25 protein-coding genes are annotated in these 25,564 nt (G+C 71.9%); 9 read left to right on the top strand and 16 right to left on the bottom strand.

Features of this window, described 5'->3' with window-relative positions; translation table 11 throughout:
* The 5 genes from ACFZCY_RS28355 to ACFZCY_RS28375 all read right to left on the bottom strand — a co-directional run bounded on the left by ACFZCY_RS28355 (position 1) and on the right by ACFZCY_RS28375 (position 4,733).
* A complete protein-coding gene (locus ACFZCY_RS28355) occupies positions 1 to 357 on the bottom strand; it encodes a hypothetical protein (RefSeq protein WP_391179196.1) in 357 nt (118 codons plus the stop codon).
* 190 nt (positions 358 to 547) lie between these two features.
* Entirely contained in the window at positions 548 to 1,936 is a 1,389-nt protein-coding gene (locus tag ACFZCY_RS28360) for a hydrogenase expression protein HypF (protein WP_391179199.1), read from the bottom strand.
* Positions 1,914 to 2,444 (bottom strand): DUF6114 domain-containing protein, encoded by a 531-nt coding sequence (locus tag ACFZCY_RS28365; protein ID WP_391179202.1) that lies wholly within the window; start codon positions 2,442 to 2,444, stop codon positions 1,914 to 1,916. The genes ACFZCY_RS28360 and ACFZCY_RS28365 overlap by 23 nt, the downstream gene beginning before the upstream one ends.
* Before the next feature lie 142 nt (positions 2,445 to 2,586).
* Positions 2,587 to 3,204 carry a DUF6230 family protein gene (locus ACFZCY_RS28370; protein ID WP_009714968.1) on the bottom strand — a complete coding sequence of 206 codons (618 nt, stop codon included), beginning with the start codon at positions 3,202 to 3,204 and terminating at the stop codon, positions 2,587 to 2,589.
* Positions 3,205 to 3,770: 566 nt separating this feature from the next.
* Positions 3,771 to 4,733, bottom strand: coding sequence for a tetratricopeptide repeat protein (locus ACFZCY_RS28375; RefSeq protein WP_391179206.1), 963 nt, complete (start codon positions 4,731 to 4,733; stop codon positions 3,771 to 3,773).
* Positions 4,734 to 4,869: 136 nt separating this feature from the next.
* On the opposite strand from ACFZCY_RS28375, the gene ACFZCY_RS28380 reads away from it, so the two are divergent.
* Positions 4,870 to 5,556: a TetR/AcrR family transcriptional regulator C-terminal ligand-binding domain-containing protein gene (locus tag ACFZCY_RS28380; protein ID WP_391179208.1), complete on the top strand. Its 687-nt coding sequence runs from the start codon at positions 4,870 to 4,872 to the stop codon at positions 5,554 to 5,556.
* Here ACFZCY_RS28380 and ACFZCY_RS28385 read toward each other — a convergent pair.
* From ACFZCY_RS28385 to ACFZCY_RS28410, 6 genes are all read right to left on the bottom strand, one after another.
* Positions 5,532 to 7,232 carry a methylmalonyl-CoA mutase family protein gene (locus ACFZCY_RS28385; protein ID WP_391179210.1) on the bottom strand — a complete coding sequence of 567 codons (1,701 nt, stop codon included), beginning with the start codon at positions 7,230 to 7,232 and terminating at the stop codon, positions 5,532 to 5,534. The two genes, ACFZCY_RS28380 and ACFZCY_RS28385, sit on opposite strands and share 25 nt — an antisense overlap.
* Positions 7,233 to 7,333: 101 nt before the next feature.
* Positions 7,334 to 7,672, bottom strand: coding sequence for a DUF3817 domain-containing protein (locus ACFZCY_RS28390; RefSeq protein WP_391179213.1), 339 nt, complete (start codon positions 7,670 to 7,672; stop codon positions 7,334 to 7,336).
* Between the two features lie 52 nt (positions 7,673 to 7,724).
* On the bottom strand, positions 7,725 to 8,249 hold the full coding sequence (locus ACFZCY_RS28395; protein WP_361476373.1) for a MarR family transcriptional regulator: 525 nt from the start codon (positions 8,247 to 8,249) through the stop codon (positions 7,725 to 7,727).
* 21 nt (positions 8,250 to 8,270) lie between these two features.
* A complete protein-coding gene (locus tag ACFZCY_RS28400) occupies positions 8,271 to 9,593 on the bottom strand; it encodes an MFS transporter (RefSeq protein WP_391179217.1) in 1,323 nt (440 codons plus the stop codon).
* 46 nt (positions 9,594 to 9,639) lie between these two features.
* Positions 9,640 to 9,933, bottom strand: a complete 294-nt coding sequence (locus ACFZCY_RS28405; RefSeq protein WP_179936819.1) for an MTH1187 family thiamine-binding protein — start codon at positions 9,931 to 9,933, stop codon at positions 9,640 to 9,642.
* Entirely contained in the window at positions 9,930 to 10,274 is a 345-nt protein-coding gene (locus ACFZCY_RS28410) for a DUF3817 domain-containing protein (RefSeq protein WP_391179221.1), read from the bottom strand. Before ACFZCY_RS28410 ends, ACFZCY_RS28405 begins: the two co-directional genes overlap by 4 nt.
* Positions 10,275 to 10,411: 137 nt before the next feature.
* Between ACFZCY_RS28410 and ACFZCY_RS28415 the strand changes: the two genes are divergently transcribed.
* Positions 10,412 to 11,050, top strand: coding sequence for an AIM24 family protein (locus tag ACFZCY_RS28415; protein ID WP_391179224.1), 639 nt, complete (start codon positions 10,412 to 10,414; stop codon positions 11,048 to 11,050).
* Entirely contained in the window at positions 11,050 to 11,700 is a 651-nt protein-coding gene (locus ACFZCY_RS28420) for an AIM24 family protein (RefSeq protein WP_391179226.1), read from the top strand. Before ACFZCY_RS28415 ends, ACFZCY_RS28420 begins: the two co-directional genes overlap by 1 nt.
* A 34-nt stretch (positions 11,701 to 11,734) precedes the next feature.
* Here ACFZCY_RS28420 and ACFZCY_RS28425 read toward each other — a convergent pair whose 3' ends face one another.
* A complete protein-coding gene (locus ACFZCY_RS28425; protein WP_391179228.1) occupies positions 11,735 to 12,940 on the bottom strand; it encodes an RNA-guided endonuclease TnpB family protein in 1,206 nt (401 codons plus the stop codon).
* A 178-nt stretch (positions 12,941 to 13,118) separates the two neighbouring features.
* On the opposite strand from ACFZCY_RS28425, the gene ACFZCY_RS28430 reads away from it, so the two are divergent.
* Together ACFZCY_RS28430 and ACFZCY_RS28435 are read left to right on the top strand one after the other, a co-directional pair.
* On the top strand, positions 13,119 to 13,799 hold the full coding sequence (locus ACFZCY_RS28430) for an AIM24 family protein (protein WP_361476364.1): 681 nt from the start codon (positions 13,119 to 13,121) through the stop codon (positions 13,797 to 13,799).
* A 94-nt stretch (positions 13,800 to 13,893) separates the two neighbouring features.
* Positions 13,894 to 14,370, top strand: coding sequence for a MarR family transcriptional regulator (locus tag ACFZCY_RS28435; RefSeq protein ID WP_361476362.1), 477 nt, complete (start codon positions 13,894 to 13,896; stop codon positions 14,368 to 14,370).
* On the opposite strand, the gene ACFZCY_RS28440 is transcribed toward ACFZCY_RS28435, so the two are convergent.
* From ACFZCY_RS28440 to ACFZCY_RS28455, 4 genes are all read right to left on the bottom strand, one after another.
* Positions 14,367 to 15,752: an ATP-binding protein gene (locus ACFZCY_RS28440; protein ID WP_391179231.1), complete on the bottom strand. Its 1,386-nt coding sequence runs from the start codon at positions 15,750 to 15,752 to the stop codon at positions 14,367 to 14,369. The genes ACFZCY_RS28435 and ACFZCY_RS28440 overlap by 4 nt on opposite strands.
* Entirely contained in the window at positions 15,745 to 16,401 is a 657-nt protein-coding gene (locus tag ACFZCY_RS28445) for a response regulator (RefSeq protein ID WP_391179233.1), read from the bottom strand. Before ACFZCY_RS28445 ends, ACFZCY_RS28440 begins: the two co-directional genes overlap by 8 nt.
* 64 nt (positions 16,402 to 16,465) lie before the next feature.
* On the bottom strand, positions 16,466 to 17,431 hold the full coding sequence (gene meaB, locus ACFZCY_RS28450; RefSeq protein WP_361476356.1) for a methylmalonyl Co-A mutase-associated GTPase MeaB: 966 nt from the start codon (positions 17,429 to 17,431) through the stop codon (positions 16,466 to 16,468).
* A 65-nt stretch (positions 17,432 to 17,496) separates the two neighbouring features.
* Positions 17,497 to 18,678, bottom strand: a complete 1,182-nt coding sequence (locus tag ACFZCY_RS28455) for an acetyl-CoA C-acyltransferase (RefSeq protein WP_391179306.1) — start codon at positions 18,676 to 18,678, stop codon at positions 17,497 to 17,499.
* A gap of 155 nt (positions 18,679 to 18,833) precedes the next feature.
* Here ACFZCY_RS28455 and mce point away from each other — a divergent pair, with 155 nt between their 5' ends.
* The 4 genes from mce to ACFZCY_RS28475 all read left to right on the top strand — a co-directional run bounded on the left by mce (position 18,834) and on the right by ACFZCY_RS28475 (position 25,528).
* On the top strand, positions 18,834 to 19,274 hold the full coding sequence (gene mce / locus ACFZCY_RS28460; RefSeq protein WP_361476354.1) for a methylmalonyl-CoA epimerase: 441 nt from the start codon (positions 18,834 to 18,836) through the stop codon (positions 19,272 to 19,274).
* Positions 19,275 to 19,526: 252 nt separating this feature from the next.
* Positions 19,527 to 23,528 carry a polarized growth protein Scy gene (scy, locus tag ACFZCY_RS28465; protein WP_391179238.1) on the top strand — a complete coding sequence of 1,334 codons (4,002 nt, stop codon included), beginning with the start codon at positions 19,527 to 19,529 and terminating at the stop codon, positions 23,526 to 23,528.
* Positions 23,529 to 23,724: 196 nt separating this feature from the next.
* On the top strand, positions 23,725 to 24,663 hold the full coding sequence (locus ACFZCY_RS28470; RefSeq protein ID WP_361476350.1) for a cellulose-binding protein: 939 nt from the start codon (positions 23,725 to 23,727) through the stop codon (positions 24,661 to 24,663).
* A gap of 115 nt (positions 24,664 to 24,778) precedes the next feature.
* Positions 24,779 to 25,528, top strand: coding sequence for a hypothetical protein (locus ACFZCY_RS28475; RefSeq protein WP_391179240.1), 750 nt, complete (start codon positions 24,779 to 24,781; stop codon positions 25,526 to 25,528).
* Positions 25,529 to 25,564 lie beyond the last annotated feature (36 nt).

Genomic DNA, 25,564 nt, shown 5'->3' on the forward strand with positions numbered 1-25,564 from the left:
CTATTCCTCTTCTGCGCGCAACGCCTGCCGGAGAATCTCCTCGACGGACTCCTTGGTCACGTGCCGGGCGTCGATCTCCAGCCGCTGCCCGTCCGGGCGGTGAACCGTGACCTTGATGCCGGAGCGGCGCGGCTGGGCCAGCCAGGCCCGCAGCGAGGACGCGAGGACGGAGAGGGCGCCGCCCGCGCCCAGCGACACCACGAGCAGCTCCGCGGCCGCCCCCATCTCGCCATCGCGCGGCGGTGCCGCCTTCGGCTTGACCCGGCCCGCCAGTTCGGGCTCGCCGCGCAGCCACTCGGCAAGCTGCTCCAGGCTTTCGTCCGGCTCCGGGCCGTCGACCGAAATACGGCTCTCCACCGCTGCCCCCGTTTCCCCCCGGCGCGCGCCAAGCGGCATGGTGCGCGTCCATGCGAACACTCAAGGTAATGATAGGGCCCGGCACGGACAAACGCGCCCGCGGGCGCCGGGCGGTGAACCCGGTGCCCGCGGGCGGCGCCCTCCGAGGAGGGCCTTGCGGCTCCCGAACAGGTATGTGGTTTTCCGGGGGTTATTCCCCGGTGTTGTACACGTGCATTCCCGGGATGGTCAGTTCGCCGCCGAACTGACCGGCCTGGGTGACCGTCACGTCGGTGAAGAACACCTCGGGGATGTTCACCGGCGGCGGGCTCTTCGGGCTGAAGGTGATCGGGATGATGCCCAGGAGGTTGCCCTTCAGCTCCTCGGTGTACATCGTGACCGTGCCGTTGCGGAAGGTCGAGGTGGACCCCTCGCGGGCCGCCACGTTGGTGGTGGTCCCGGCCGGGCCCTTGACCAGCTGGTGCAGGTCCTTGATGTCCACGCCGTCGGCGGTGAACTTGAGGACCTTCTTCGACTGGCCGTTGTGCGTCCGGACCTCGACGATGCCCTGGTAGTCCAGGCCGTGCAGGGTGAGCAGGGTGCTCCGGAGGGTCCAGGGGTCGTCGGGCAGCGGGCTCGCGGTCGGCTCGTCGTCGGCGTTCTTGTACGCGTCGGCGTCGAACTCGGGGCAGGGGTAGCCCTCCTTGCCGCCGTCCGCGCCGTCGCCGCTCGCCGACGCGGAGGGCTTCGGCACGGCCTTGTCGGCCTTGTCCTTGGCGTCCTCGGCCGCCTTCTTCGCCTTGTCGACGGTGTCCTTGGCGCCTTCGCCGACCTTGTCCACCGTGTCCTTGACCGGGTTGTCGGCCGTCTTGCCGGTGGACGGGGAGGGGCTGGGCGAGGTGGAGGAGGCCGACGGGCTGGGCGAGGCGCTCGGCTCGGCCGACGCGCCGCCCTCGTCGGCCTTGGCCTTGTCGGCCTCGTCCGGGGTGAAGATGTCGTGCAGCTTGTCCCCGAGACCCAGCGGGTCCAGCGGGTTCTTGGTCTCGGACTCCGACGGGCTCGGCGAGGCGCTGGGCTCCCCGGACTCCTTGTCGTCCCCGGAACCCGACGTGCCGGACGGGCTCGGGGTGGGGGTCGGCTTCGATGGCGCGGCGTCCCCGCCTCCGGACGAGCCGGACGCGTCGGACGGGGCCTTGGAGCCGGAACCGGACGTACCGTCCCGGTCCTTGGAACGCGAGTCCTTGGAACCCGAGTCCTTGCCGTCCTGGCCCTTGCCGTCCTTGCCGCCCTTGTCCGTGCCGTCGGACGCGTCCTTCTCGCCCTGGGCGTCGCCCTTGTCGGCCTCATCCGGCTGGGAGACACACGGCCCGGCCTTGTAGCGGTCCTCGGCCCGGGTCGTCGCCGACGCCAGCTGCGGGGTCAGCCCCATGCCCATCAGCACGGCCGTCGGCATGGCGGCCAGCGCTATCGCTTTCCCGGCGGGCACCTGAAGGCGAGTGAGCATCGACTTCCTCGGCGCCGCATGCCGCGGTCCGGTTCTGGCCCGGCGCGGACTTCCGTCCGCGGCCTGCTCCTCTTCACCCCGCACGGTGCCTCCCATTCGTGGCTTCCTGGTCCGGTGCGGGTCCGGCCCCGGCCGGCTCCGGCACACCGCCATCGTCAGCGCCGTCCTTGGGCGCGGTTCCCGGGCCCTCGGCCGGCTGTGCCGCGGGGGCCTCGCCCGGTGCCCAGGCGACGCCCATGCCCCCACCGAAGAGGGCGAGCAGGAATCCGATCAGGAAGCCGCCGATGTTGGACACGGGCAGCGACACCAGGCCGAGCAGGATCGAGGCGACCCCCGCGAAGACCCGCACCATGGGCTGGAACCACATGGTCATGCCCAGCAGCACCAGCAGTACGCCGATGATGAGCGAGGCGGATCCGGCGGTGGTGGACAGGTTGATCGTGAACCCGCCCGCGTTCAGGTCGTTGTACGGGAAGTACATGATCGGCAGCCCGGCCAGGGTGGTGAGCAGCCCCGCCCAGAACGGGCGCTGCCAGCGCCATGCCCTGAAGGTCTCCCGCCAATGGCTGGTACGGTCACGCGCCCCCGGCGACTCGGCACTCATTGAAAACAGCTCCCTGGGGCTGGCGATCTAGGCGATCGCAAGTGTTCTACTGCGGTACTGAACTGCGTGGCGCCTCAAGCGCTGCTGGGCGTTGCCGGGTGAGGGGCAGCGCCGCGGCCCCCCACCCTTCCAGCTCAGCGCTTCAGAAGCACTCGTTCTTGCCCTTGCTGACCTTCATCGAAAGTCCGGAGAGCTTGAACGTGCCCGCGCTGGTCGCCCAGGCGGTCTGCTTCACACCGGTCAGCGTCGCCGAATCGGCTTGCTGAGCGAACGAGCCGGGAAGGGCCTTGTCGCCCTTGTTGATTCCCGGACCCTTGTTCGCGTCGCCCGCCGCCACGCCGATGTCGATGCCGCGGAACGTCGCGTCGGCGTCCAGCTGGTCGAGGTCGATGAAGAGGTTTTTCGCCTCGACCGTCTTGCTGCCGTTACCGGCCGACAGCTTCAGCGACACATCGCCGAAGACCGGGACCGGGACGACCACCGACTGGCACAGGCCCTTGAGCTTGGCGCTCTTGAACGCCGACACCGCGACGGGGATGTTCTTCCCGCCGTGCTGGGTGTCTATGGCGCCGTACTGCGCGAAGCCCGTGCCGTCGAGCCGGTCGACCGCGACCTTGAATTGCTGGCCGGACACGTTGAACGAGGCCGCGAGCGCACCCTGTGACAGGGCGACGCCGATCGCGGCTGTGGCAGCAACGCTCGGGACCATGACAACGGCGAACCGCTTCCATCTTGTCCCGCCACGAGCCAGGGACTCCATGACTTTCCTCCTTCTCGGACGTACATCTCCGGCCAGGGCCGCGGCCCCGAACTGGGATGGGAGAAGTGCTACGTCCTCGGGAAGGAGAGCGCCCACGTCTCACAGGCGCGAACTGCACCCGCCGAAACACCGGCGATCACCCCCGAGCGACAACCACTGGCCACGCTTCTCGCGCAACCTCCTGGACAGGCCCTGCCCGTTGGGCAGAGACCCCCCTGTCCACGGCCGGCGCCACTGCCGCCGGCCTGCTCGGTGGGGACCCACCCGCAGCACCGCGCCGACCGGTTGCCGGGCTTCGATGAGGATGGACCGAGCTTGGCTGATCGTGGTCCATTCACGGCCGGGGCACAAGGGGTTCGTTACTAGCGAGTAACGGACGGATAACCGATCTGCGGCAGGTCGGTCGAGACCGGGCACGCAGGGTCGTCGCCCGACGGCCGGAAAGAGCGGGAGATTTGACGCCAAGAACGGACAAAGCCCGGGCGCTCACTTACTAGCAGTAACAGCAGCCGCGTTTACCAAGTTTTGGTAAAGCGCGGCCGCTGTTCCGTTTGAGAGCCGGGAAGTCAGAACAGGACGCGCGCCAACGCGCTACGAGCTGTGACCACTCGGGGATCGTCACCGCCGATCACCTCGAAGAGGCCGAGCAGATGGAGCCGCGCCGCCTCGCGGTCCTCACCCACCGTGCGCCGCACCGTGTCGACCAAGCGGCCGAAGGCGTCCTCCACATGACCGCCCACCAGGTCCAGGTCGGCCGCCGCGATCTGCGCCGACGGATCCGCCGGGCTGTCGGCGGCCTCCTTGCGCACCTGCTGCGCGTCCAGCCCCTGCACCCGCTCCAGCAACTGGGCCTGGGCCAGACCGAGCTTCGCCTCCGCGTTGGCCGGGTCGTCGTTCAGCACGTTCTGGTACGCGCGGACGGCACCGCCGAGGTCGCCCGCGTCCAGGGCCTCATGGGCCGCGGCCAGCGCGCTGTCGTACGGGCCCGCGGGGACCGGGGCCTCCTGCTCCGCGTCCTCCGCGCCCGGCGCCTCGGCCGGCGCGCCCACGATGCCGAACTGCTGCTCCGCGGCCTGGATCAGCTGGTCCAGCACCTGGCGGATCTGCGCCTCCGGCGCCGCGCCCTGGAACAGCGGCACCGGCTGCCCGGCGACCACCGCGAACACCGCGGGGATCCCCTGCACGCCGAACTGCTGGAAGAGCATCTGGTTGGCATCGACGTCGATCTTCGCGAGGACGAACTTCCCCGCGTACTCCCCGGCCAGTCGCTCCAGGATCGGTCCGAGCTGCTTGCACGGCTCGCACCACTCAGCCCAGAAGTCGATGACGACCGGTACTTCGGTGGAGCGCTGCAGGACCTCCTGCTGAAAATCCGCCTCGTCGACGTCGAAGACCAGGCGCGTGGGCGCGGGCGCGCCCGTGCGGGCGGCGTCGGCCCGCGCCTTCTCCGCCTTCTGCTTCGCTTCCCCGGCCGCCTTCACCGCGGCGAGGTCGACCACTCCACTCATGGACATGTTCCGTGGCTGCATGGTCCTATCCTCCCCTCTCGACGCGGTGAATGGAAAAGCGCGTCGGCCGATCCGGCGGACAGGCCTGTCTTACGCTACGAGCCGTAGCGTAACCGGCCGGGACACCGGCGTCTACCTGCGAGTAGGGTCGTGCGCCATGAGCCCGCTCAAGCGGCGCACAGGGCGCCCCCGCAGCGTGGAGGCCGACCGTGCCATCCTCGGCGCGACGCGCGCCGCCCTGGTCGAGCTGGGCTGGGGAAAGCTCACGATGGGCGACGTCGCGGCCCGCGCCGGAGTCGCCAAGACGACCCTCTACCGCCGCTGGGCGGGCAAGAACGAGCTGGTCGTGGACGCGGTCGCGGCGGTCTTCGACGAGCATCTGCTGTCGGCCGACTGCGGCAGCCTGCGGGCGGACATCGAGAACGTGGTGGTGCGCTTCGCCGAGCTGCTGGAGCTGCCCGAGACCAAGACGGCGCTGATGGCCGTGATCGCCGAGGCCACCCACGACGAAGTGCTGGGCGCCCGGGTCCGGTCCGCGATCGTCGACCGGCAGAAGCGGCTGGTGCTGATCGGCCGGGAGCGCGCGCAGCTGCGCGGCGAACTGCCGCGTGAGGAGGATCCGGGCACGGCGGCCCGCAACGCGGATCTGATATTCGACGTGATCGCGGGATCGGTGGTGCACCGGCTGCTGGTCAGCGCGGAGCCGGTGGACGCCGAGTGGGCCCAGCGTTTCTCGACGCTGCTGCTGCACGGACTGACCGCGGCGGCGCTCCCCGGTGGCACACCACCGGGGAGCGGACCGGAAAGCGGCGAGGGCGGTCAGAACCCGGCGGGCTCGGTGTAGACCCCCCACTCCTCGCGCAGCGCGTCACAGATCTCGCCGAGCGTGGCCTCGGCGCGCACCGCCTCCAGCATCGGCTCGATCATGTTGGAGCCGTCCCGGGCGGCGGCCATCAGCGCCTTCAGTCCCTCGGCGACCCCGGCCTCGTCCCGCCCGGCCTTACGGGCCCCCAGGACCCGTACCTGCTCGCGCTCGACCTCGTGGCTGACCCGCAGGATCTCCAGGTCGCCGGTGACCGAGCCGTGGTGGCAGTTGACGCCGACGACCTTCTTGTCCCCCTTCTCCAGCGCCCGCTGGTAGGTGAAGGCGGACTCGGCGATCTCACCGGTGAACCAGCCGTCCTCGATGCCGCGCAGGATGCCGGAGGTGATCGGCCCGATGGGGTGCTGCCCGTCGGGGACGGCCCGGCGGCCGCGCTCCTTGATCTGCTCGAAGATCTTCTCGGCGTCGGCCTCGATCCGGTCGGTGAGCGCCTCGACGTACCAGGAACCGCCCAGCGGGTCGGCCACGTTGAGGATGCCGGTCTCCTCCATCAGCACCTGCTGGGTGCGCAGGGCGATCTCGGCGGCCTGCTCACTGGGCAGCGCCAGGGTCTCGTCCAGGGCGTTGGTGTGCAGCGAGTTGGTGCCGCCGAGCACGGCGGACAGCGCCTCCACGGCGGTCCGTACGACGTTGTTGTACGGCTGCTGGGCAGTGAGCGAGACCCCGGCGGTCTGGGTGTGGAAACGCAGCCACTGCGCCTTCTCGGACGTCGCCCCGTAGACGTCGCGCATCCAGCGGGCCCAGATGCGGCGGGCCGCCCGGAACTTGGCGATCTCCTCGAAGAAGTCGACGTGGGCGTCGAAGAAGAAGGACAGGCCCGGCGCGAAGGTGTTGACGTCCAGCCCGCGGGACAGGCCCAGTTCGACGTAGCCGAAGCCGTCGGCGAGGGTGTACGCCAGCTCCTGCGCGGCCGTCGCCCCCGCCTCGCGGATGTGGTAGCCGGAGACCGAGAGCGGCTTGTAGGCGGGGATGCCGCTGGCGCAGTGCTCCATCAGGTCGCCGATCAGCCGCAGATGGGGCTCGGGCGGGAACAGCCACTCCTTCTGCGCGATGTACTCCTTGAAGATGTCGGTCTGCAGCGTGCCGTTGAGCACCGCGGGGTCCACGCCCTGGCGCTCGGCGGCGACCAGGTACATGCAGAAGACGGGGACGGCCGGGCCGCTGATCGTCATCGAGGTGGTGACGTCACCGAGCGGGATGTCCTTGAACAGGACCTCCATGTCGGCCGCGGAGTCGATGGCGACGCCGCAGTGGCCGACCTCGCCGAGCGAGCGCGGATCGTCGGAGTCGCGGCCCATGAGCGTCGGCATGTCGAAGGCGACCGACAGCCCGCCGCCGCCCGCCTTGAGGATCATCTTGTAGCGCTCGTTGGTCTGCTCGGCGTTGCCGAAGCCCGCGAACTGGCGGATGGTCCAGGCGCGGCCGCGGTAGCCGGTGGCGTAGAGGCCCCGGGTGTACGGAAACTCCCCGGGCCAGCCGATGCGCTCGAATCCCTCGACCGTGTCACCCGGCGCCGGGCCGTAGACCGGCTCGACCGGATCCCCGGACAGGGTCGTGAAGTCCGCGTCGCGCTTGCGCGCCGCGTCGTACCGGGCCTGCCAGCGACGGCGGCCTGCCTCAATGCCTTCGGCGTCCATGTGTCAAATTTACTAGGACGTCCAAGTAATTGTCGATGGCTGACGGCAGCGGACGGGCCGACCGGGTGAGCGATCGGCCCGTTGCAGCAGGTCAGAGCGGTTCAGGCCTTCGCGGTCTGCGGCTCGGCGCCGCTGACGAGCGGCTCCAGCTCGCGGGAGACCTTGCGCTCGACGAAGAACGCCGCGGTCGGGATGGTGCCCGCGAGCAGCACCCAGGCCAGCTTGCCGAACGGCCACTTCGCCTTGGAGCCCATGTCGAAGGCGAAGACCAGGTAGAGGACGTACAGCCAGCCGTGCGCGATGCCGACGACGCTGGTGAACCCGGCCGCGCCGTCCACGTCCAGCAGATACTTGGCGACCACGCCGAGCGTCAGCAGGATCAGCAGCACACCGGTGATGTAGGCCATGGTCCGGTAGCGGGTCAGGACGCTTCGTTTCATGCGGTTGAGCGTAACCGCCCGTTCCGGGGCGATCTTCGCCGCCCCCGGACGGTTACGCGCCCTCTTCCCCGGGCTCCTCGAAGTCCTCCGCGGCGATCCGCAGCGGGCGCAGCATCCGGAAGATCTCCCCGCACTCCTCCGCGTCGTACACCCCGAGCCCGAAGTCCATCGCCATCAGATCGCGGGTGGCCGACTCGACCACCTCGCGGCCCTGGTCGGTGATGGTGGCCAGCGTGCCGCGGCCGTCGGCCGGATTGGGGCGCTTGGCGACCAGACCCGACTTGACCAGGCGGTCCACCGTGTTGGTGACCGAGGTCGGGTGCACCATCAGCCGCTCGCCGATCTTGGACATGGGCAGCTCACCGGATTTGGAGAAGGTGAGCAGCACCAGCGCCTCATAGCGCGCGAAGGTCAGCCCGTAGGGCTTGACCACCGCGTCGACCTGGCCGAGCAGGATCTGCTGGGCCCGCATGATCGAGGTGATCGCGGCCATCGACGGCACGGACCCCCATCGCTGCTTCCAGCGCTCGTCGGCGCGGGCGATGGGGTCGAACGGAAGGCTGAGCGGCTTCGGCACGGTACCGACCCTACCGGCCGGTCATATCGCGGTCAGCCCGGTCTCACCCCTCGAACCGGGGCCCTGCCCGCTCCCGCGTACCGTACGCCGCACCTCCAGCGCCGCCAGGAGCGAGCACAGCGCGCCGACGCCGCCCGCCAGCGCCGCCACGGCATGCACCGGCACGAACTCCGCGACCGCCCCCGACACCGCCATCCCCAGGCCCTGCGCGGTCATCAGCCCGGCCGTCAGCACGGTCATCGCCCGGCCGCGCAGCTCCTCCGGCACCGCCGCCAGGAACCACTGGTCGAGGCCGAGGCTGTACGCGATCCCGAAGCCCGTCACCACCTGGAGGGTCAGCGCCCAGCCGAACGAGGGATCCCACGCGTACCCGACGGCGGGCAGCGCCGCGAGCGCGCCCACCGGCAGCGTCAGCCGGGCCCGCCCGCGCGGCCCCAGCAGGGTCCCCGCCAGCACCTCGCTCACCACCGCGCCGACCGGCATCCCGCACATCAGCAGCCCCAGCCCGGCCGGGCCGAGGCCCTGGGCGTCCGCGTACGGCGTCAGCAGCGCCTCCGGCATCACGACGAACATCGACGGAACCCAGGACAGCAGCAGCAGCGCCCGGACCCGGCGGTCGGCGAACAGCTGCCGGACGCCGCGCAGCGACTCCCCGAGCAGCGCCCCGCCCTCTCCACCCGCCACCCGGCGCGCGGGGCGGTGGCGGGTGCCGAACCGGAGCAGCAGCGCCGAGCAGCACAGCGCCGCGGCTGTGAGCGCGAGGACGGTGCGCGGCGACACGGCGGCCAGCAGCAGCCCGCCCGCCGCGAACCCGGCCAGCTGGGCGCTCTGCGCGGTGATCCGGATGACCGAGCGGCCCAGGACGAACAGATCTCCCTCGCCGACGATGTCGCCGAGCGTGGCCGCCCGGGTGCCGCTGAACACGGGGGAGATCGCCGCGGGCACGCAGCGCAGCGCGAGCAGCACGGCCACCGGCATCCCGGGCACCGTCATGGCGGCCACGCAGCCCGCGTGCACCAGATCGCACACGACGAGGACCCGGCGGGCCGGGTAGCGGTCGGCGACGGAGGACAGCAGGGTGCCGCCGATCACGTACGGCAGCAGCGCGGTCGCGAAGGTGAGGGCGCTGAGGAGGGGCGATCCGGTGAGCCGGTAGACGAGGACGGACAGCGCGATCCCGCCGGCCATCTCGCCCAGCATGGAGATGAGGTGCGCGGCGAAGACGTTGCGGAACTCCGGGAAGGCGAAGACGGCGCCGTAGCCGGTGCGCGGCGCCGGTCCGGGTACGGCGGCGGGGCGTAACGCGCCCGGGTCCGCCGCCCCGGACCCTGAAGTTGTCGTCATGCCCTCAGCCTGCCCGCACGGGCGGCCCGGCTCCAGAGGGCCGGTGCTACGCCGAGAGGTGGCGCTCCACCGTGTCCACCTTCGAGGTGAGGCCGTCCGTCACGCCCTGGCGGATGTCGGCCTTCAGGACGACGGAGACGCGCGGGGCGCGCGCCTCCACCGCCGCCACGGCGCGCTTGACCACGGCCATGACCTCGTCCCACTCGCCCTCGATCGAGGTGAACATCGCGTCCGTGCGGTTCGGCAGGCCCGACTCCCGCACCACCCGCACCGCGTCCGCGACGTACTCCCCCACGTCCTCGCCGACGCCCAGCGGGGTCACCGAAAAGGCGACGATCATACGTTGACCACGCCCTCACGGCGGGCCCGGGCCGCGATCACACCGGCCTCGGCCTCGCGCTTGAGCTTGCGCTCGGCGAAGAAGCCGCCGGTGGGCAGGACGGAGAGGACGAAGTAGAGCGCGGCGGTCTTCCAGCCCCACTTGGTGCGGTTCCAGGCGTCGGCCCAGAAGACCACGTAGAGGATGAAGAGAACGCCGTGCACCATGCCCATCACCGGCACCGCGTTGAAGTCCGTGGTGCGCTTGAGCACCGAGCAGACGAGCAGCAGCAGGAAGGACACGGCCTCGGGCGCGGAGACCAGGCGGAGCCGGCGCAGCGCGGTGGCGGTCTTGAGGTCCACGAGAGCACCTTCGCATGAGGAGACACGGACAACAGATCGGAACAAGCGCTTGTGAAGACATGCACAAGCGCTCCCTATTGTCGCAGCCTCGCCCGCGATCGTTTCTCCAGGGTGGCGGGACCGATACGGTCGGCTCCGTGGCTCACTTTCGGCTCCAGGGATCCAGGGTGCTCGCCGTCGACCTGACCGGCGACTCCGTGAAGGCGAAGAACGGCGCGATGGTCGCGTACGAGGGGGACATGACCTTCAAGAAGAGGACGGGCGGCGGTGAGGGGCTGCGCGGCATGGTGACGCGGCGGCTCACCGGCGAGCAGATGGAGGTCATGGAGGTGAAGGGGCACGGCACGTGCTACTTCGCCGACCGGGCGAGCGAGATCAACCTGGTGTCGCTGCACGGCGAGAAGCTGTACGTGGAGTCCGGGAACCTGCTGTGCACGGACGCGGCCCTGCGCACCGGCACCTCCTTCACCGGGCTGCGCGGCTCCGCGCAGGGGAACGGGCTGTTCACCACGACCGTGGAGGGCACCGGCCAGGCGGCGATCATCTCGGACGGCATGGCGATCGTGCTGCGCGTCACCCCGCAGACCCCGCTCCAGGTCGACCCGGGCGCGTACGTGGCGCACACCGGCGACCTGCGGCAGCACTTCCAGGCGGGCGTGAACTTCCGCGCGCTGATAGGCGAGAGCGGGGGCGAGGCCTTCCAGATCCGCTTCGAGGGCGAGGGACTGGTGTACGTGCAGCCGAGCGAGCGCAACACGATCGGGGGCGAGGTCTGATGCCGTTCACCACGCTCACCTCCCGCATGGTGGAGGCCCAGGTGATGCCCGGGCAGACGCTGTTCAGCCAGCGCGGCGCGATGCTGGCGTACCGCGGCCAGGTGCGGTTCACGCCCAGCATCACCGGCGGTCGGCACGGCGTGATGGGCATGATCGGGCGGCGGGTGGCCAACGAGGCGACGCCGCTGATGACCATAGAGGGCCAGGGCACCGTGATGTTCGGCCACGGCGGCCACCATGTGCACGTGATCGACCTGGTCGGCGACACGCTGTACGTGGAGTCGGACCGGCTGCTGGCGTTCGACGGCTCGCTGCGCCAGGGCACGATGTTCATGGGGTCGCAGGGCGGGGTGATGGGCCTGGTGCGCGGCCAGGTGACCGGCCAGGGGCTGTTCACCACCACCTTGGAGGGACGGGGGTCGGCGGCGGTGATGGCGCACGGCGGGGTGATCGAGCTGCCGATCCAGCCGGGCCGTCCGGTCCATGTCGATCCGCAAGCCTATGTAGCCCACCGGGGTGATGTTCGCAATAAGCTCTCGACGGCCCTCGGCTGGCGCGACATGGTGGGCCGCGGCTCGGGGGAGGCCTTCCAGCTGGAGCTGTCCGGCACCGGCACGGTCTACGTCCAGGCATCCGAGGAGAAGCTTTGACCGCTCTCCCGTCCGAGGGCGGGAGATTTCTGGCTCAGGCCGCCTTCCGGACCTGCGGTCCGGGAGGTCTTACGCCCTCGACACCAGCCGGGTTCAGACCAGCCCGGACGAGCATCACGCGGGCGGAGTTCTTGTCCCTGGGGGACATGGCTCCGCACGCGGTACAGGTGTAGGTACGTTCGGAAAGAGGTAGTGCGTGCTTGGTTCTCGCTCCGCACCGCGCACAGTCCATGGTGGTGTGCGCAGGGTGCACCAGCCGGATGTCCCGCTGGTGCTCGCGGCCCATCTCGATCAGGGCGGCCTTCGTGGCGCCGATGGCGGCATCGGCCGCCTTACGCGCCATCGACGTTCTGGCCAGGAACTTCGGGCGGAAGTCCTCCACCGCGACCACGTCATGGTCACGGACCACCTTCTTGGCCCATTTTCGTGCGGTGTCCTGCCGCTGCCGGGCGATCTTCTTGTGCAGCTTCGCCGCCTGCCGCTTGGCGGCGCGGTAGCCGTGCGACTGCGGCTTGCCCTTCGGCGGGCGACGGCGGGCCATCATCCGCTGGTACCGGCCCAGCTTGGCCATGGCCTTTTGGCCGTGCCCGGGGTGGGGAAGGTCGTGGGCGTCGGACGTGGTGGTGGCGGTCTCGCGCACACCCCAGTCCACACCCAGCGCCAGGCCGGTCCTGGGAAGCGGTTCGACCTGGGCGGGGACGACAAACGACGCATGCCAGTGGCCAACGCTGTCCTGAAAGACGCGCACGCTCGACGGATCGGCCGGAAGCTCTCGCGACCACACCACCGTCAGCGCAATGCCGCCCGCCAGGTGCAGGCGCCCGTCTTTCAACCGGAAGCCGCGCCGGGTGTAGTTCAGCGTCGGACCGGAGTCCCGCTTCTTCTTCCAGCGGGGCATCCCAGCCCGCCGTTTCACGGGGAGCCGGTCCTCGATGTCCTTCAGCGCCTTCGCGCGGGATGCGCCGAAGTCACGGATGAGCTGCTGCTGAGGAACCGAGGAGCCCTCCCGGAGCCAGGGAGTGACGCGGCGGGCCTCGGTCAGCATCCTGTCGAGCGCGGCCGGTCCGCACTTCTCCCCGCCCCTGTGGGCCTTCTTCGAGCGGGCAACACACTCGTTCCACACCCACCGGCACCGGTCCCACTCCGCCTCAAGCGCCACGCGGGCGCCCGCGGACACGCGAAGGCGGTAGGTCCACCGGGCATGCCCGGTGCCCTCGCTGGTCTTCGCTTCCGCCGCCACGACCACAATCTAACCGGGAGGTACGACAGTTGAGAGTCTTCAGCCTGTATGACTCGTCCCGGCACTGCGCAGGATGGCCCCTGAGCCATCCTGACAGCGATTTGCCTCGCCTTGCCCCGCTCCGCGAGAGTCCGATCCCTCCCCGGCCCGACAGCCGGGACATCCTCGGAGGACCCAGGTGAACGGCCCCGTCATCCACGACGCGTACACGCTGCCCGCCGACGACAACGTCAATCCGTACGCCTTCAGCGTGGAGCTGGACGGGCAGTGGTTCCTGCAGAAGGGGAAGATGGTCGCCTACTACGGGCAGATCGGCTTCCAGGGGATCGGGCTCGGCCGGCTCGACCGGCTCGTCGCGGGCAGCTTCCACTCGCCCCTGCACGCCGCCGAGTGGGTGGTGGCCGAGGGCAAGGGCAAGATGGTGCTCGCGGATCGCGCCTTCGACGTCAACTCCTATGACCTGGACGAGGGGAACCTCACCATCCGGTCGGGCAATCTGCTCGCCTTCCAGCCGTCGCTGGCGCTGAAGCAGTCGATCGTGCCGGGCTTCCTGACGCTCATCGGGACGGGGAAGTTCGTGGCGGCGTCCAACGGGCCCGTGGTCTTCATGGAGCCGCCGATCCGGGTCGATCCGCAGGCGCTGGTCGGCTGGGCGGACTGCCCCACGCCCAACCACCACTACGACCACGAGTATCTGCGCGGGGTCATGGGCGGCATCCGGGCGCACACCGGACTCGGGGGCACATCGGGTGAGGAGCACCAGTTCGAGTTCGTGGGCGCCGGGACCGTGTTGCTCCAGTCCACGGAGGAGCTGATGGCGGAGATAGCCGTCGGCGAGACAGGGGGTACCGGTTCGTGAGCACGAAGGTGCGGAGTGTAACGTCGAACAGGTGACCTCTAGCCCGATACATCCATTGGTTCGGAATTCAACTTCTATAGGTAGAATACATCCCATGGAGACCGAGAACGGCACGCGCTGGCTCAGCGACGAGGAACAGCGCGCCTGGCGCACCCACCTGGACGTCAGCCGGCTGCTGACCTACCAGCTCGAACGGGACCTGCAGCCGTTCGGCCTGACCATGAACGACTACGAGATCCTGGTCAACCTCTCGGAGTCGGAAGAGCACCGGATGCGGATGAGCGACCTCGCCTCCGCCACCCTGCAGTCCAAGAGCCGTCTCTCCCACCAGATCACCCGGATGGAGAACGCCGGGCTGGTCCGCCGCGAGAACTGCGAATCCGACCGGCGCGGGCTGTACGCCGTCCTCACCGAGCACGGCTGGGACACCATGCGCAAGGTCGCGCCCCATCATGTCGAATCGGTGCGCAAGCACTTCATCGACCTGCTCGCCCCGGCGGACCTGGAGTCGCTGTACGGGTCGCTGGTGCCCGTAGCCGACCATCTGCGCGCCGAGCGCGGCCGGGTCTAGAGCCTCAGCGGCAGCCGCACCTCGAACAGGGCGCCGCCGCCCGGCGCCTCTCCGACGGTCAGCGTGCCGCCGTGCCGCAGCACCACGTCCCGCGCGATGGCGAGGCCGAGCCCGGCCCCGCCGTCGTCGCGGCTGCGGGCGTCGTCGAGCCGTACGAACCGCTCGAAGATCCGCTCCCGTTCGGCCTCCGGCACCCCGGCGCCGTCGTCGGCGACCGCGACCACGCCCTCGGCGCCGTCCGCCCGCACCGACACGCGCACCTCGCCGCGCGCGTGCCGCTGCGCGTTGTCGACCAGGTTGCCCAGCACCTGGGTGAGCTGCCCGCGCGAGCCCGTGGCGGCCACCTCCGCCAGGTCGGTGCGCACCGGCACCCGGTCCCCGGTCCGCTGCTCCACCGTCTGCCGCACCACCGCGTCCAGCCGCACCCCGCTGTCCGGCCGGGGGCGCTCCCCCGCGTCCAGCCGGGCCAGCAGCAGCAGATCTGCCGCCAGCCGCTGGAGCCGCACCACGTCCTCGACCGCGCCCGGCAGGTCCAGCAGGTCGGGGTGGGCCACGCCCACCTCCAGCTGGGTACGGAGCGAGGCCACCGGGGAGCGCAGCTCGTGCGAGGCGTCGGCCACGAACGCCCGCTGCCGCTCCACCGACGCCTCCAGCGCGGTCAGCGTCTCGTTGGTCGTCCGGGCCAGCCGCGCCACCTCGTCGTGCGAGCCGGGCTCGGGCACCCGCCGGGACAGATCCGTGCTCGCCGTGATCGCGGCCATCTCCCGCCGGATCCCCTCCACCGGCCGCAGCGCGCGCCGCGTCACCAGCCAGGTCACGGCGGCCACCACGAGCAGCAGCAGCGGCAGCCCGATCAGCATCGCCCGCCCCACCGTGCCGACCGCGTCGCGCTGGGTGGCCAGCGGCGCGCCCGCGTAGACGGTGACGTCCCCGCCGTGCGGGTCGGTGGCCTCCACGGCCGCCCAGCGGTAGTCGGCGGTCTTGCCGTCGATCCGGGCCGAACCGTCGGCGTACCGCACGTCCCCGTCGACCTCGCCCTCCTCGCGCTCGCTGTCCGGCGGCACGGACACCGGACGCACCGACGGGCTCCCCGCCCCCGTCACGGCCTCCAGGTCCTCGCTGACCGCCCGCACCCGGCGCTTGTCGTCCACCACCTGCACCGGGGTGTCGTCGCCCAGGTCCAGGGCGCGGTAACCGGTCCCGGCGGCTATCTTCGAGGCCACCCCGCGCGCCTCCACCTGGGCGTGCAGCCCGGCCTGGTCCGCCAGGTTGCCGCGCAGCACCTGGAGCACCGCGAGCCCCGCGGCCACCAGCGCCACGGCCACCACCACGGTCGCGCCGAGCGCGGCCCGCGCCCGTACCGAACCGAACGCCCTACGCACGGAGCCGGTACCCCGCTCCCCGCACGGTCTCGATGAACCCGGGCCCCAGCTTGCGGCGCAGCGCGCTCACGTACACCTCGACGATGTTGGGGTCGCCGTCGTACGCGAAGTCCCAGACGTGCTCCAGGATGTCCGCCTTGGAGACGACGTCCCCGCCGTTCGCGGCCAGGTGCTCCAGCACCGAGAACTCCTTGGCGGTCAGCGCCACCTCGTCCCCGTCCCGCTCCACCCGGCGCGCGCCCCGGTCCACCGCGAGCGCCCCCACCCGCACCACGGGCGAGGCCCCGGCGCCGCGCCGGCGCAGCAGCGCCCGCACCCGGGCGACGAGCACGACGTACGAGAACGGCTTGGTCAGGTAGTCGTCGGCACCGGTGTCCAGCCCCTCCGCCTCGTCGTACTCGCCGTCCTTCGCCGTGAGCATCAGGATCGGCACCTCGCTCCCGGCCGCCCGGAGGGCGCCGCAGACGCGGTAGCCGTTCAGCCCCGGAAGCATGATGTCGAGGACGATCAGGTCGTACGTGCCCTCCTGGGCCCGGTGCAGCCCTTCCCGTCCGTCGTGCACCACATCCACCGCGAACCCCTCGGCCCGCAGCCCCTTGGCCAGCGACAGGGCGAGCCGCCGCTCGTCCTCCACGATCAGCAAACGCATGGGGCCCAGCGTCGCAGAGCCCACCTGAAGATCCCTTCAGGTGGGCTCCGGGACGCCGGCTCCGCTACGAACCCTCGGTGACCCCCGCCACCAGCTCGTCCGCCGCCGCGTACGGGTCCAGTTCGCCCGCGACGACCCGCTCCGCCAGCACGCCCAGGCGGCGGTCGCCGTGCAGATCGCCGATCCGGGCCCGCAGCGCGGTCACCGCGATGGTCTCGACCTCGCCCGCCGCCCGCCGCATCCGGCGCTCGGCCAGCACCCCGTGCTCCTCCATCCACGCCCGGTGCTTCTCCAGGGCCTGGACGACCTCGTCGGTGCCCTCGGCGCGCGCCGCCACCGTCTTCACGATCGGCGGCCGCCAGTCCCCCGCCGCCCGGGCCTCGCCGAGGCCCAGCATGTGGTTCAGCTCGCGGGCGGTGGCGTCGGCGCCCTCCCGGTCGGCCTTGTTGACCACGTACACATCGCCGATCTCCAGGATTCCGGCCTTGGCCGCCTGGATGCCGTCGCCCATGCCCGGGGCGAGCAGCACCATGGTCGTGTCGGCCTGGGCGGCGATCTCCACCTCGGACTGGCCGACGCCGACCGTCTCCACGATGACCACCTCGCATCCGGCCACGTCCAGCACCCGGATGGCCTGCGGGGCGGCCCAGGCCAGGCCGCCCAGATGGCCGCGGGTGGCCATGGAGCGGATGTAGACGCCGGGGTCCGAGGCGTGCTCGGACATCCGGATCCGGTCACCGAGGAGCGCGCCGCCCGAGAACGGCGAGGAGGGGTCGACCGCGAGCACCCCGACCCGCTTGCCCGCCCGCCGGTACGCCGAGACGAGCGCGGAGGTCGACGTGGACTTGCCGACCCCCGGCGAACCGGTCACCCCGACCACGTACGCGCCCTGCGCCAGCGGCGCCAGCGCGGCCATGACCTCGCGCAGCCGGGGGGAGTCGCCCTCGATCAGCGAGATGAGCCGGGCGACCGCGCGCGGCCGCCCCTGCCGGGCCTGCTCCACCAGCGTGGGCACATCAGCGTCAGCCATGAGTGCCGCGCTCCTCATCACTCGTACGGACGGAATCACTCGTACGGAAGAACCGCACGGGCCGGTTATGCCCCCGGGACGCGGACGATCAGCGCGTCGCCCTGGCCGCCCCCGCCGCACAGCGCCGCCGCCCCGACGCCGCCGCCGCGCCGCCGCAGCTCCAGCGCCAGGTGCAGCACGATGCGGGCGCCGGACATGCCGATGGGGTGGCCGAGGGCGATCGCGCCACCGTTCACGTTCACCTTTTCGGGGGAAAGGCCCAGGTCCTTCATCGACTGCACGGCGACCGCGGCGAACGCCTCGTTGATCTCGATCAGGTCAAGATCCTCGACCGTCAGCCCCTCCTTGCCCAGCGCGTGCGCGATCGCGTTGGACGGCTGGGACTGCAGCGAGTTGTCGGGCCCGGCCACATTGCCGTGGGCGCCGATCTCGGCGATCCACTCCAGGCCCAGCTCCTCGGCCTTGGCCCGGCTCATGACGACGACGGCGGCCGCCCCGTCCGAGATCTGCGAGGACGACCCGGCCGTGATCGTCCCGTTCCCGTCGCCCGCGAAGGCCGGGCGCAGCTTGGCCAGGGACTCCACGGTGGTCTCGCCGCGGATGCCCTCGTCCTTGGCGAAGACGACCGGGTCGCCCTTGCGCTGCGGGATCTCGACCGGGGTGATCTCGGCGTCGAACAGGCCGTTCTTCTGGGCGGCGGCGGCGCGCTGGTGGGAACGGGCGGCGACCTCGTCCTGCTCGGGGCGGCCGATGCCGAGTCGGGTGTTGTGCGCTTCGGTGGACTCGCCCATGGCGACGTTCTCGAAGGCGTCGGTCAGGCCGTCGTGGGCCATGGCGTCGAGCATCTGGATCGCGCCGTACTTGTGGCCGTCGCGGGAGCCCGGGAGCAGATGCGGCGCGTTGGTCATGGACTCCTGGCCGCCGGCCACCACGATGTCGAACTCCCCGGCCCGGATCAGCTGGTCGGCCAGCGCGATCGCGTCCAGTCCTGACAGGCACACCTTGTTGACGGTGAGGGCGGGCACGCTCATCGGGATGCCGGCCTTGACGGCCGCCTGACGTGCGGGGATCTGCCCGGCACCGGCCTGCAGCACCTGCCCCATGATCACGTACTGCACCTGGTCGCCGGTGACTCCGGCCCGCTCCAGCGCGGCCTTGATCGCGAAGCCGCCCAGGTCGGCACCGGAGAACGAGCGCAGGCTGCCGAGGAGGCGGCCCATGGGGGTACGGGCTCCCGCCACAATCACTGAGGTCGTACGAGTCATGGTGCGTTCCTCCACGAGGAGAAGGAAGTTAACGAGGGTTATCGTCAATGTACTGACGAGTACCCGCCCGGTCACCGCCCCATCGGTGTGATCGCGCGCACGTTGCGTAACCGGCTGTGCAGCGGTGCACTAAGCCCATGCTGACGAGAATCGACCACATCGGGATCGCCTGCTTCGACCTGGACAAGACCGTCGAGTTCTACCGTGCCACGTACGGCTTCGAGGTGTTCCACACCGAGGTCAACGAGGAGCAGGGGGTCCGCGAGGCCATGCTCAAGATCAACGAGACCTCGGACGGCGGGGCCTCGTACCTCCAGCTGCTGGAACCGACCCGGGAGGACTCCGCGGTCGGCAAGTGGCTGGCGAAGAACGGTGAGGGCGTCCATCACATCGCGTTCGGCACCGCCGACGTCGACGCCGACTCCGAGGCCATCCGCGGCAAGGGGGTCCGGGTGCTGTACGAACAGCCCCGACGTGGGTCGATGGACTCGCGCATCACCTTCCTCCACCCCAAGGACTGCCACGGGGTGCTGACCGAACTCGTGACCGCGGCGGCACCCGGTGAAGCGGACCACTGAAGCGGACCACTGACCTACCCCTTCCCCGGCCGGTAGAGTGCAGGCTCGGCCGGGGTACGGGAATCGAAAGGGATCGGGGTCCGGCCCGGGCTGAGCCGATGATCTGACACCATTTCTTCGGAAGGGCCAGCTCCGGTCCGCCCGGCACGCATCACGCCGGGTCGGGGCCGCGAGGGACCGCAAGGGACTGCCAGGAACCGCGCGGTACGGAGCCGGCCGCCAACGCGACCAGGGGACGGATGGGACCGCGCAGTGCGGGGCTACGACCGCTACGAGCCTGACGATCACCTCTCGAAGTTCGAGGCCGAGATGGAGCGGCTGAAGAACGAGCGGGAGAAGGCCGTCCAGCACGCCGACGACCTCGGCTACCAGGTCGAGGTGCTGCGCGCCAAGCTGCACGAGGCGCGGCGCGCGCTGGCGAGCCGTCCTGCCTACGACAGCGCCAACCTCGGCTACCAGGCAGAGCAGTTGCTGCGCGACGCCCAGCTCCAGGCGGAGCAGGTGCGCGCCGACGCCGAGCGCGAGCTGCGGCAGACCCGTGCCCAGACCCAGCGGCTGCTCCAGGAGCAGGCCGAGCAGCAGGCCCGGCTCGAAGCCGAACTGCACGCCGAGGCGGTGGCCCGCCGTCAGCGCCTGGACCAGGAGCTGGCCGAGCGCCGCGCCACCGTCGAGTCGCACGTCAACGAGAACGTCGCCTGGGCCGAGCAGCTGCGCGCCCGTACCGAGGCACAGGCCCGCCGGCTGCTGGAGGAGTCCCGGGCCGAGGCCGAGCAGGCGCTCGCCGCCGCCCGCGCCGAGGCCCAGCGCCTCGCCGACCAGGCCAGGGACCGGCTGGGCTCCGAGGCGGAAACGGCCCGTACCGAGGCCGAGGCGATCCTGCGCCGGGCCCGCACCGAGGCCGAGCGGCTGCTGAACAAGGCGGGGGCGCAGGCCCAGGAGGCCACCGAGCACGCCGAGCAGCTGCGCACCTCCACCGCCCAGGAGTCGGACCAGGCCCGCCGGCACGCCGCCGAGCAGACCCGCGCCGCGGAGGCGCGGATGCTGGAGGCCGAGACGGCGCTGCGCGCGGCGCGCGCCGAGGCCGAGAAGGTGCTCGGCGAGGCGAAGGACGCGGCGGCCAAGCGGCTTTCGGCCACCGAATCGGACAATGAGCAGCGCGCCCGCACCGCCAAGGCGGAGGTCGCCCGGCTGGTCGGCGAGGCCACCAAGGAGGCCGAGGCGATCCGCGCCGAGGCCGAGCAGCTGCGGGACGACGCCCGCGCCGAGGCCGAGCGGCTGGTCTCCGAGGCCGGTGAGGACGCCCGGGCCCGGGTCGCCGAGGACTCGGCGGCGCAGCTGGCCAAGGCGGCGCGCAGCGCCGAGGAGGTGCTGTCCCGCGCCTCGGAGAAGGCGCAGGCCACCACCAAGGCGGCGGCCGAGGAGGCGGAGCGGATCCGGCGCGAGGCCGAGGCGGAGGCCGACCGGCTGCGCTCGGAGGCGCACGACACCGCCAACCAGCTCAAGGGCGCGGCGAAGGACGACACCAAGGAGTACCGCGCCAAGACCGCCGAGCTGCAGGAGGAGGCCCGCCGGCTGCGCGGCGAGGCCGAGCAGCAGCGGTCGGAGGCGATCGCCGAGGGCGAGCGGATCCGGGCCGAGGCCCGCCGCGAGGCGGTCGAGCAGATCGAGGAGGCGGCCAGCACCGCCGAGGAGCTGCTGACCAAAGCCAAGCAGGACGCGGAGGAGACGCGTTCGGGCGCGACCCACGAGAGCGAGCGGGTCCGCACCGAGGCCATCGAGCGGGCGAACGCGCTGCGCCGGCAGGCGGATGAGCTGCTGAAGCGGGCCCGCGGCGAGGCCGAGGAGCTGGTGACCTCGGCCGAGGAGCAGGCCGAGCGGGTCAAGGAGGAGGCGACCCGGACCGCCGAGGAGCTGCGCGAGGAGGCCGAGCAGGCGGCCGAGGCGCGGCGCAGCGAGGCCGAGGCCGAGCTGACCCGGCGGCACGAGGAGGCGGAAGCCCGGTTCAGCTCCGCCGAGCAGGAGCTGAACGACGCGCGGACCGAGGCCGAGCGGCTGCGCCGGGAGACCACCGAGGACATCGAGCGGCAGCGCGCCGAGTCCGCGGAGCGGCTGGAGGCCCTGCGTCAGCAGGCCGAGGAGGAGGCCGACCGGCTGCGCGACGAGGCCGCCGCTGACGCGTCCAACGCGCGCGCCGAGGGTGAGTCGGTGGCGGTGCGGCTGCGGAGCGAGGCCGCCGCGGAGGCCGAGCGGCTGCGGAGCGAGGCGCAGGAGACCGCGGACCGGGTGCGGGCGGAGGCGGCGAGCGCCGCCGAGCGGATCGGCGCCGAGGCCGCCGAGGTCCTGGCCGCCTCCCAGGAGGAGGCGGCGCGACGCCGCCGCGAGGCCGAGGAGCTGCTGGGCGACGCCCGCGAGGAGGCGCAGCGGGAGCGTACGGCGGCGCGCGAGCAGGGCGAGGAGCTGCTGGCGGCGGCCCGGACCCGGGTGAGCGAGGCGCAGGCCGAGGCGCAGCGGCTGGCCGAGGAGGCCGAACGGCACGCGGCGGACCTGGTGTCGGCCGCCGAGCAGCACGCGCAGTCCGTACGGGACTCCGTCGCGGGGCTGCACGAGCAGGCCGAATCGGAGATCACCGGGCTGCGGCAGGCCGCCGAGCACGCGGCGGAGCGCACCCGGCACGACGCGCAGGAGGAGGCCGACCGGGTCCGCGCGGACGCGTACGCGGAGCGGGAGCGTGCCTCGGTCGACGCCTCACGGGTGCGGCGGGCCGCGCACGAGGAGTCGGAGGCCGCCAAGGCGCTCGCGGAGCGTACGGTCGCGGAGGCGATCGCCGAGGCGGAGCAGCTGGGCGCGCACTCCCGCGACGAGGCCAACCGGCGCCGCTCGGAGGCCGCGGAGCAGGCGGACCGGCTGCTGGCCGAGGCGAACCACGAGGCCGAGCGGCTGCGCGCCGAGGCCGACGAGACGCTGGACGAGGCCCGCAGGAGCGCCAACAAGACCCGCGCGGAGGCCGCCGAGCAGGCCGACACGCTGGTCAGCGGCGCCACGGAGGAGGCGCAGCGGATCGTCGCCGAGGCCACCGCACGGTCGCAAGCGCTGCGTACGGAGGCGTCGGACGCGCGGGCGACCGCCGAGCAGGACGCGGCGCGCACCCGGGCGCAGGCCCGCAGCGACGCCAACAACATCCGCGCAGAGGCGGCGGCCCAGGCCGACCGGCTGGTCACCGAGGCGTCGAACGAGGCGGACCGGCTGCTCGCGGAGTCCACCGCCGAGGCCGAGCGGCTGCGCACCGAGGCCGCGGAGACGGTCAGCTCGGCGCAGCAGCACGCGGCGCGCACCCGCGCCGAGTCCGAGCGGGTCGCCGCGGAGGCGGCGGCCGAGGCGGAGCGCATCCGCACCGAGGCACAGAACGAGTCCGACCGGCTGGTGGACCAGGCGCGCGAGGACGCCAACAAGCGCCGCTCCGACGCGGCCGAGCAGGCGGACCGGCTGGTCACCGAGTCCGCGGCGGAGGCCGAGCGGCTCACCGCCGAGGCCCAGGAGTCCGCGCTGCAGGCGACGGCCGCGGCCGAGGAGCAGGCGGACGTCATGGTGGGCGCGGCCCGCCAGGAGGCCGAACGGCTGGTCTCGGAGGCCACCGCGCAGGCCAACGGTCTGGTGGAGAAGGCCCGTACGGACTCCGACACCATGCTGGCCGAGGCACGCGGCGACGCCACCGCCATCCGGGAGCGCGCCGAGGAGCTGCGGGCGACGACCGCGGCCGAGGTGGAGGAGCTGCACGAGCGGGCCCGCCGGGAGTCGGCGGAGCAGATGAAGGCGACCGGCGAGCGGGTCGACAAGCTCGTCGCGGCGGCGACCGCGCAGCTGATGAAGGCCGAGGAGAAGGCGAAGACGCTGGTCTCGGAGGCGGAGACCGAGGCGAGCCGGGTGCGGATCCAGGCCGTGAAGAAGGCCGAAGGACTGCTGAAGGAAGCCGAGCAGAAGCGGATCGAGGCCGAGAAGGACGCCGAGCGCACCAAGTCCGAGGCGACGGCGGAGGCGAAGGAGATCGTCGACGAGGGCAAGCGCGAGCTGGAGCTGCTCAAGCGCCGCCGCGAGGACATCAACGCCGAAATCACCCGTGTCCAGGACGTCCTGGAGGCGTTGGAGTCTTTCGAGACCCCCGCGTCGGGCGGCGCGGGCGGCAAGGACAACGGCGGAGTCAAGACGGCGGCGGGAGCGGGAGCGACGCGGTCGAGTGGAAAGCGGTCCGATGGGTAGGGGAACACGGTCCGACGGCTAGCTGCACCCGGCGTGTCGTGTCCGTATCATCCCGACGAGTGACAAGGTCTCCGTCTTACGTCCACTCAAAAGGCTGGACATTCTCCAGATCAAACGGACGTTGACTCGATGACACGCCGTTCGGCCCCCTAGGATTTGCTCTATCACCTCACCGGTCTCTTTCGACAGGAACCCCATGAGCGACACTTCCTCCCCCTTCGGCTTCGAGCTCGTGCGGCGTGGGTACGACCGCGGTCAGGTGGACGACCGCATTACCAAGCTCATCGCCGACCGCGACAGCGCGCTGTCCCGCATCACCTCGCTCGAGAAGCGCATCGAGGAGCTGCACCTCGAGACGCAGAACGCGCAGGCCCAGATCAATGACGCGGAGCCGTCCTACGCGGGCCTCGGCGCCCGGGTCGAGAAGATCCTCCGCCTCGCCGAGGAAGAGGCGAAGGACCTGCGCGAGGAGGCCCGCCGGGCCGCCGAACAGCACCGTGAGCTGGCCGAGTCCTCCGCCCAGCAGGTCCGCAACGACGCCGAGGCGTTCGCCGCCGACCGCAAGGCCAAGGCCGAGGACGAGGGCGCGCGGATCGTCGAGAAGGCGAAGGGCGAAGCCACCACGCTGCGTCAGGAGGCGCAGAAGGACGCCCAGTCCAAGCGCGAGGAGGCGGACTCCCTCTTCGAGGAGACCCGCGCCAAGGCCGCGCAGGCCGCCGCCGACTTCGAGACCAACCTGGCCAAGCGCCGGGAGCAGTCCGAGCGCGACCTGGCCTCCCGTCAGGCCAAGGCCGAGAAGCGGCTCGCGGAGATCGAGCACCGCGCCGAGCAGCTGCGCCTGGAGGCCGAGAAGCTGCGCACCGACGCCGAGCGCCGCGCCCGCCAGACGGTGGAGACCGCGCAGCGCCAGGCCGAGGACATCGTGGCCGACGCGAACGCCAAGGCGGACCGCATCCGCAGCGAGTCCGAGCGCGAGCTGGCGGCGCTGACCAACCGCCGCGACAGCATCAACGCCCAGCTGACCAACGTCCGCGAGATGCTGGCCACGCTGACCGGCGCGGCGGTGGCCGCGGCCGGGAACCCGGGCGAGGAGGAGGCCGTCTCCCGCGGCGTTCCGGCCCAGCAGACCCGGTGACGCTCAGTCACGATTTAGCGCTTCGTGCCCCGTGCCGCCGACAGTCGCGGCGCGGGGCACACGCATGTCCGGGCGGCTTGCCGCGCCAGGGTGTGGCTCGCGTAGCCTCAGGAGCGTGGACGACCTCAGCCTCGCCGCGCTCGGCTTCGGCGACGTGCCCGCCGAGGCACCGCTCAGCTATCCCGGGCGGCCCGTCACCACGCCGGCGCTGCTCACCGGCGGCGAGCTGCGCCCCCTCGACCCGGCGCTCCTGGCCCGGTACCGGCACCGGCATCCCGTCATCGCGGTCGGGTCCAACGCCTCGCCCGCCCAGCTGCACCACAAGCTCAGCCGGCCCGGGCACCCCGCCACCGTGCCCATGGTGCCGGTCCGGGTGCACGGGATCGCGGTCGGCTGCTCGGCGCACATCGCCCGGTACGGGTACGTCGCCTCCGCCCCGTACGGCGAGCCGGGCGCCCGCACGCCCCTCGTCGTCAGCTGGCTCGACGACGCGCAGCTGGCCGCCGTGGACCGCACCGAGGTGCCCAACTACCGGCGGGTCCGGCTGCCCGGGGCGGACTTCCCGATGGTGCTGCCGTCCGGGGAGCGGCTGGACGCGGCGTATCTCTACGTCAGCACGCACGGCGTGCTCACCGCGCCCGGCGACGGCGGGCGGCCCCTGCCGGGCGGCGGCGACCAGGGCGCGCTGCTGACCCGGCTGCTCGCCTCCTCCGCGCGGCTGCGGGACCTCCTCGGCCCCGATCCCGACGCCTGGATCGGCCGGGCGGGCGCGGACGCGGCGGTGCGGACGGCGGGCACCCGGGTGTTCCACGACGAGGGCTGGGCCCGGCCAAAGGATCACGATCCGCTCTCAACCCTGCCGTGATGGGAACCGCCAGGTGGCCGATAGGCTCCTAAGCCT

Source organism: Streptomyces sp. NPDC007983 (genome assembly GCF_042958345.1).
Lineage (GTDB): Bacteria > Actinomycetota > Actinomycetes > Streptomycetales > Streptomycetaceae > Streptomyces.

Bases quoted from the DNA above. Each gene is read 5' to 3' on its own strand.
- ACFZCY_RS28360 (WP_391179199.1), bottom strand. From the start codon at position 1,936: ATGGGAGGCACCGTGCGGGGTGAAGAGGAGCAGGCCGCGGACGGAAGT.
- ACFZCY_RS28405 (WP_179936819.1), bottom strand. From the start codon at position 9,933: ATGATCGTCGCCTTTTCGGTGACCCCGCTGGGCGTCGGCGAGGACGTG.
- meaB (WP_361476356.1), bottom strand. From the start codon at position 17,431: ATGGCTGACGCTGATGTGCCCACGCTGGTGGAGCAGGCCCGGCAGGGG.
- mce (WP_361476354.1), top strand. From the start codon at position 18,834: ATGCTGACGAGAATCGACCACATCGGGATCGCCTGCTTCGACCTGGAC.
- ACFZCY_RS28435 (WP_361476362.1), top strand. From the start codon at position 13,894: ATGGAGACCGAGAACGGCACGCGCTGGCTCAGCGACGAGGAACAGCGC.
- ACFZCY_RS28375 (WP_391179206.1), bottom strand. From the start codon at position 4,733: ATGCAGCCACGGAACATGTCCATGAGTGGAGTGGTCGACCTCGCCGCG.
- ACFZCY_RS28365 (WP_391179202.1), bottom strand. From the start codon at position 2,444: ATGAGTGCCGAGTCGCCGGGGGCGCGTGACCGTACCAGCCATTGGCGG.
- ACFZCY_RS28470 (WP_361476350.1), top strand. From the start codon at position 23,725: ATGAGCGACACTTCCTCCCCCTTCGGCTTCGAGCTCGTGCGGCGTGGG.
- ACFZCY_RS28380 (WP_391179208.1), top strand. From the start codon at position 4,870: ATGAGCCCGCTCAAGCGGCGCACAGGGCGCCCCCGCAGCGTGGAGGCC.
- ACFZCY_RS28370 (WP_009714968.1), bottom strand. From the start codon at position 3,204: ATGGAGTCCCTGGCTCGTGGCGGGACAAGATGGAAGCGGTTCGCCGTT.
- ACFZCY_RS28420 (WP_391179226.1), top strand. From the start codon at position 11,050: ATGCCGTTCACCACGCTCACCTCCCGCATGGTGGAGGCCCAGGTGATG.
- ACFZCY_RS28445 (WP_391179233.1), bottom strand. From the start codon at position 16,401: ATGCGTTTGCTGATCGTGGAGGACGAGCGGCGGCTCGCCCTGTCGCTG.
- ACFZCY_RS28385 (WP_391179210.1), bottom strand. From the start codon at position 7,232: ATGGACGCCGAAGGCATTGAGGCAGGCCGCCGTCGCTGGCAGGCCCGG.
- ACFZCY_RS28400 (WP_391179217.1), bottom strand. From the start codon at position 9,593: ATGACGACAACTTCAGGGTCCGGGGCGGCGGACCCGGGCGCGTTACGC.
- ACFZCY_RS28390 (WP_391179213.1), bottom strand. From the start codon at position 7,672: ATGAAACGAAGCGTCCTGACCCGCTACCGGACCATGGCCTACATCACC.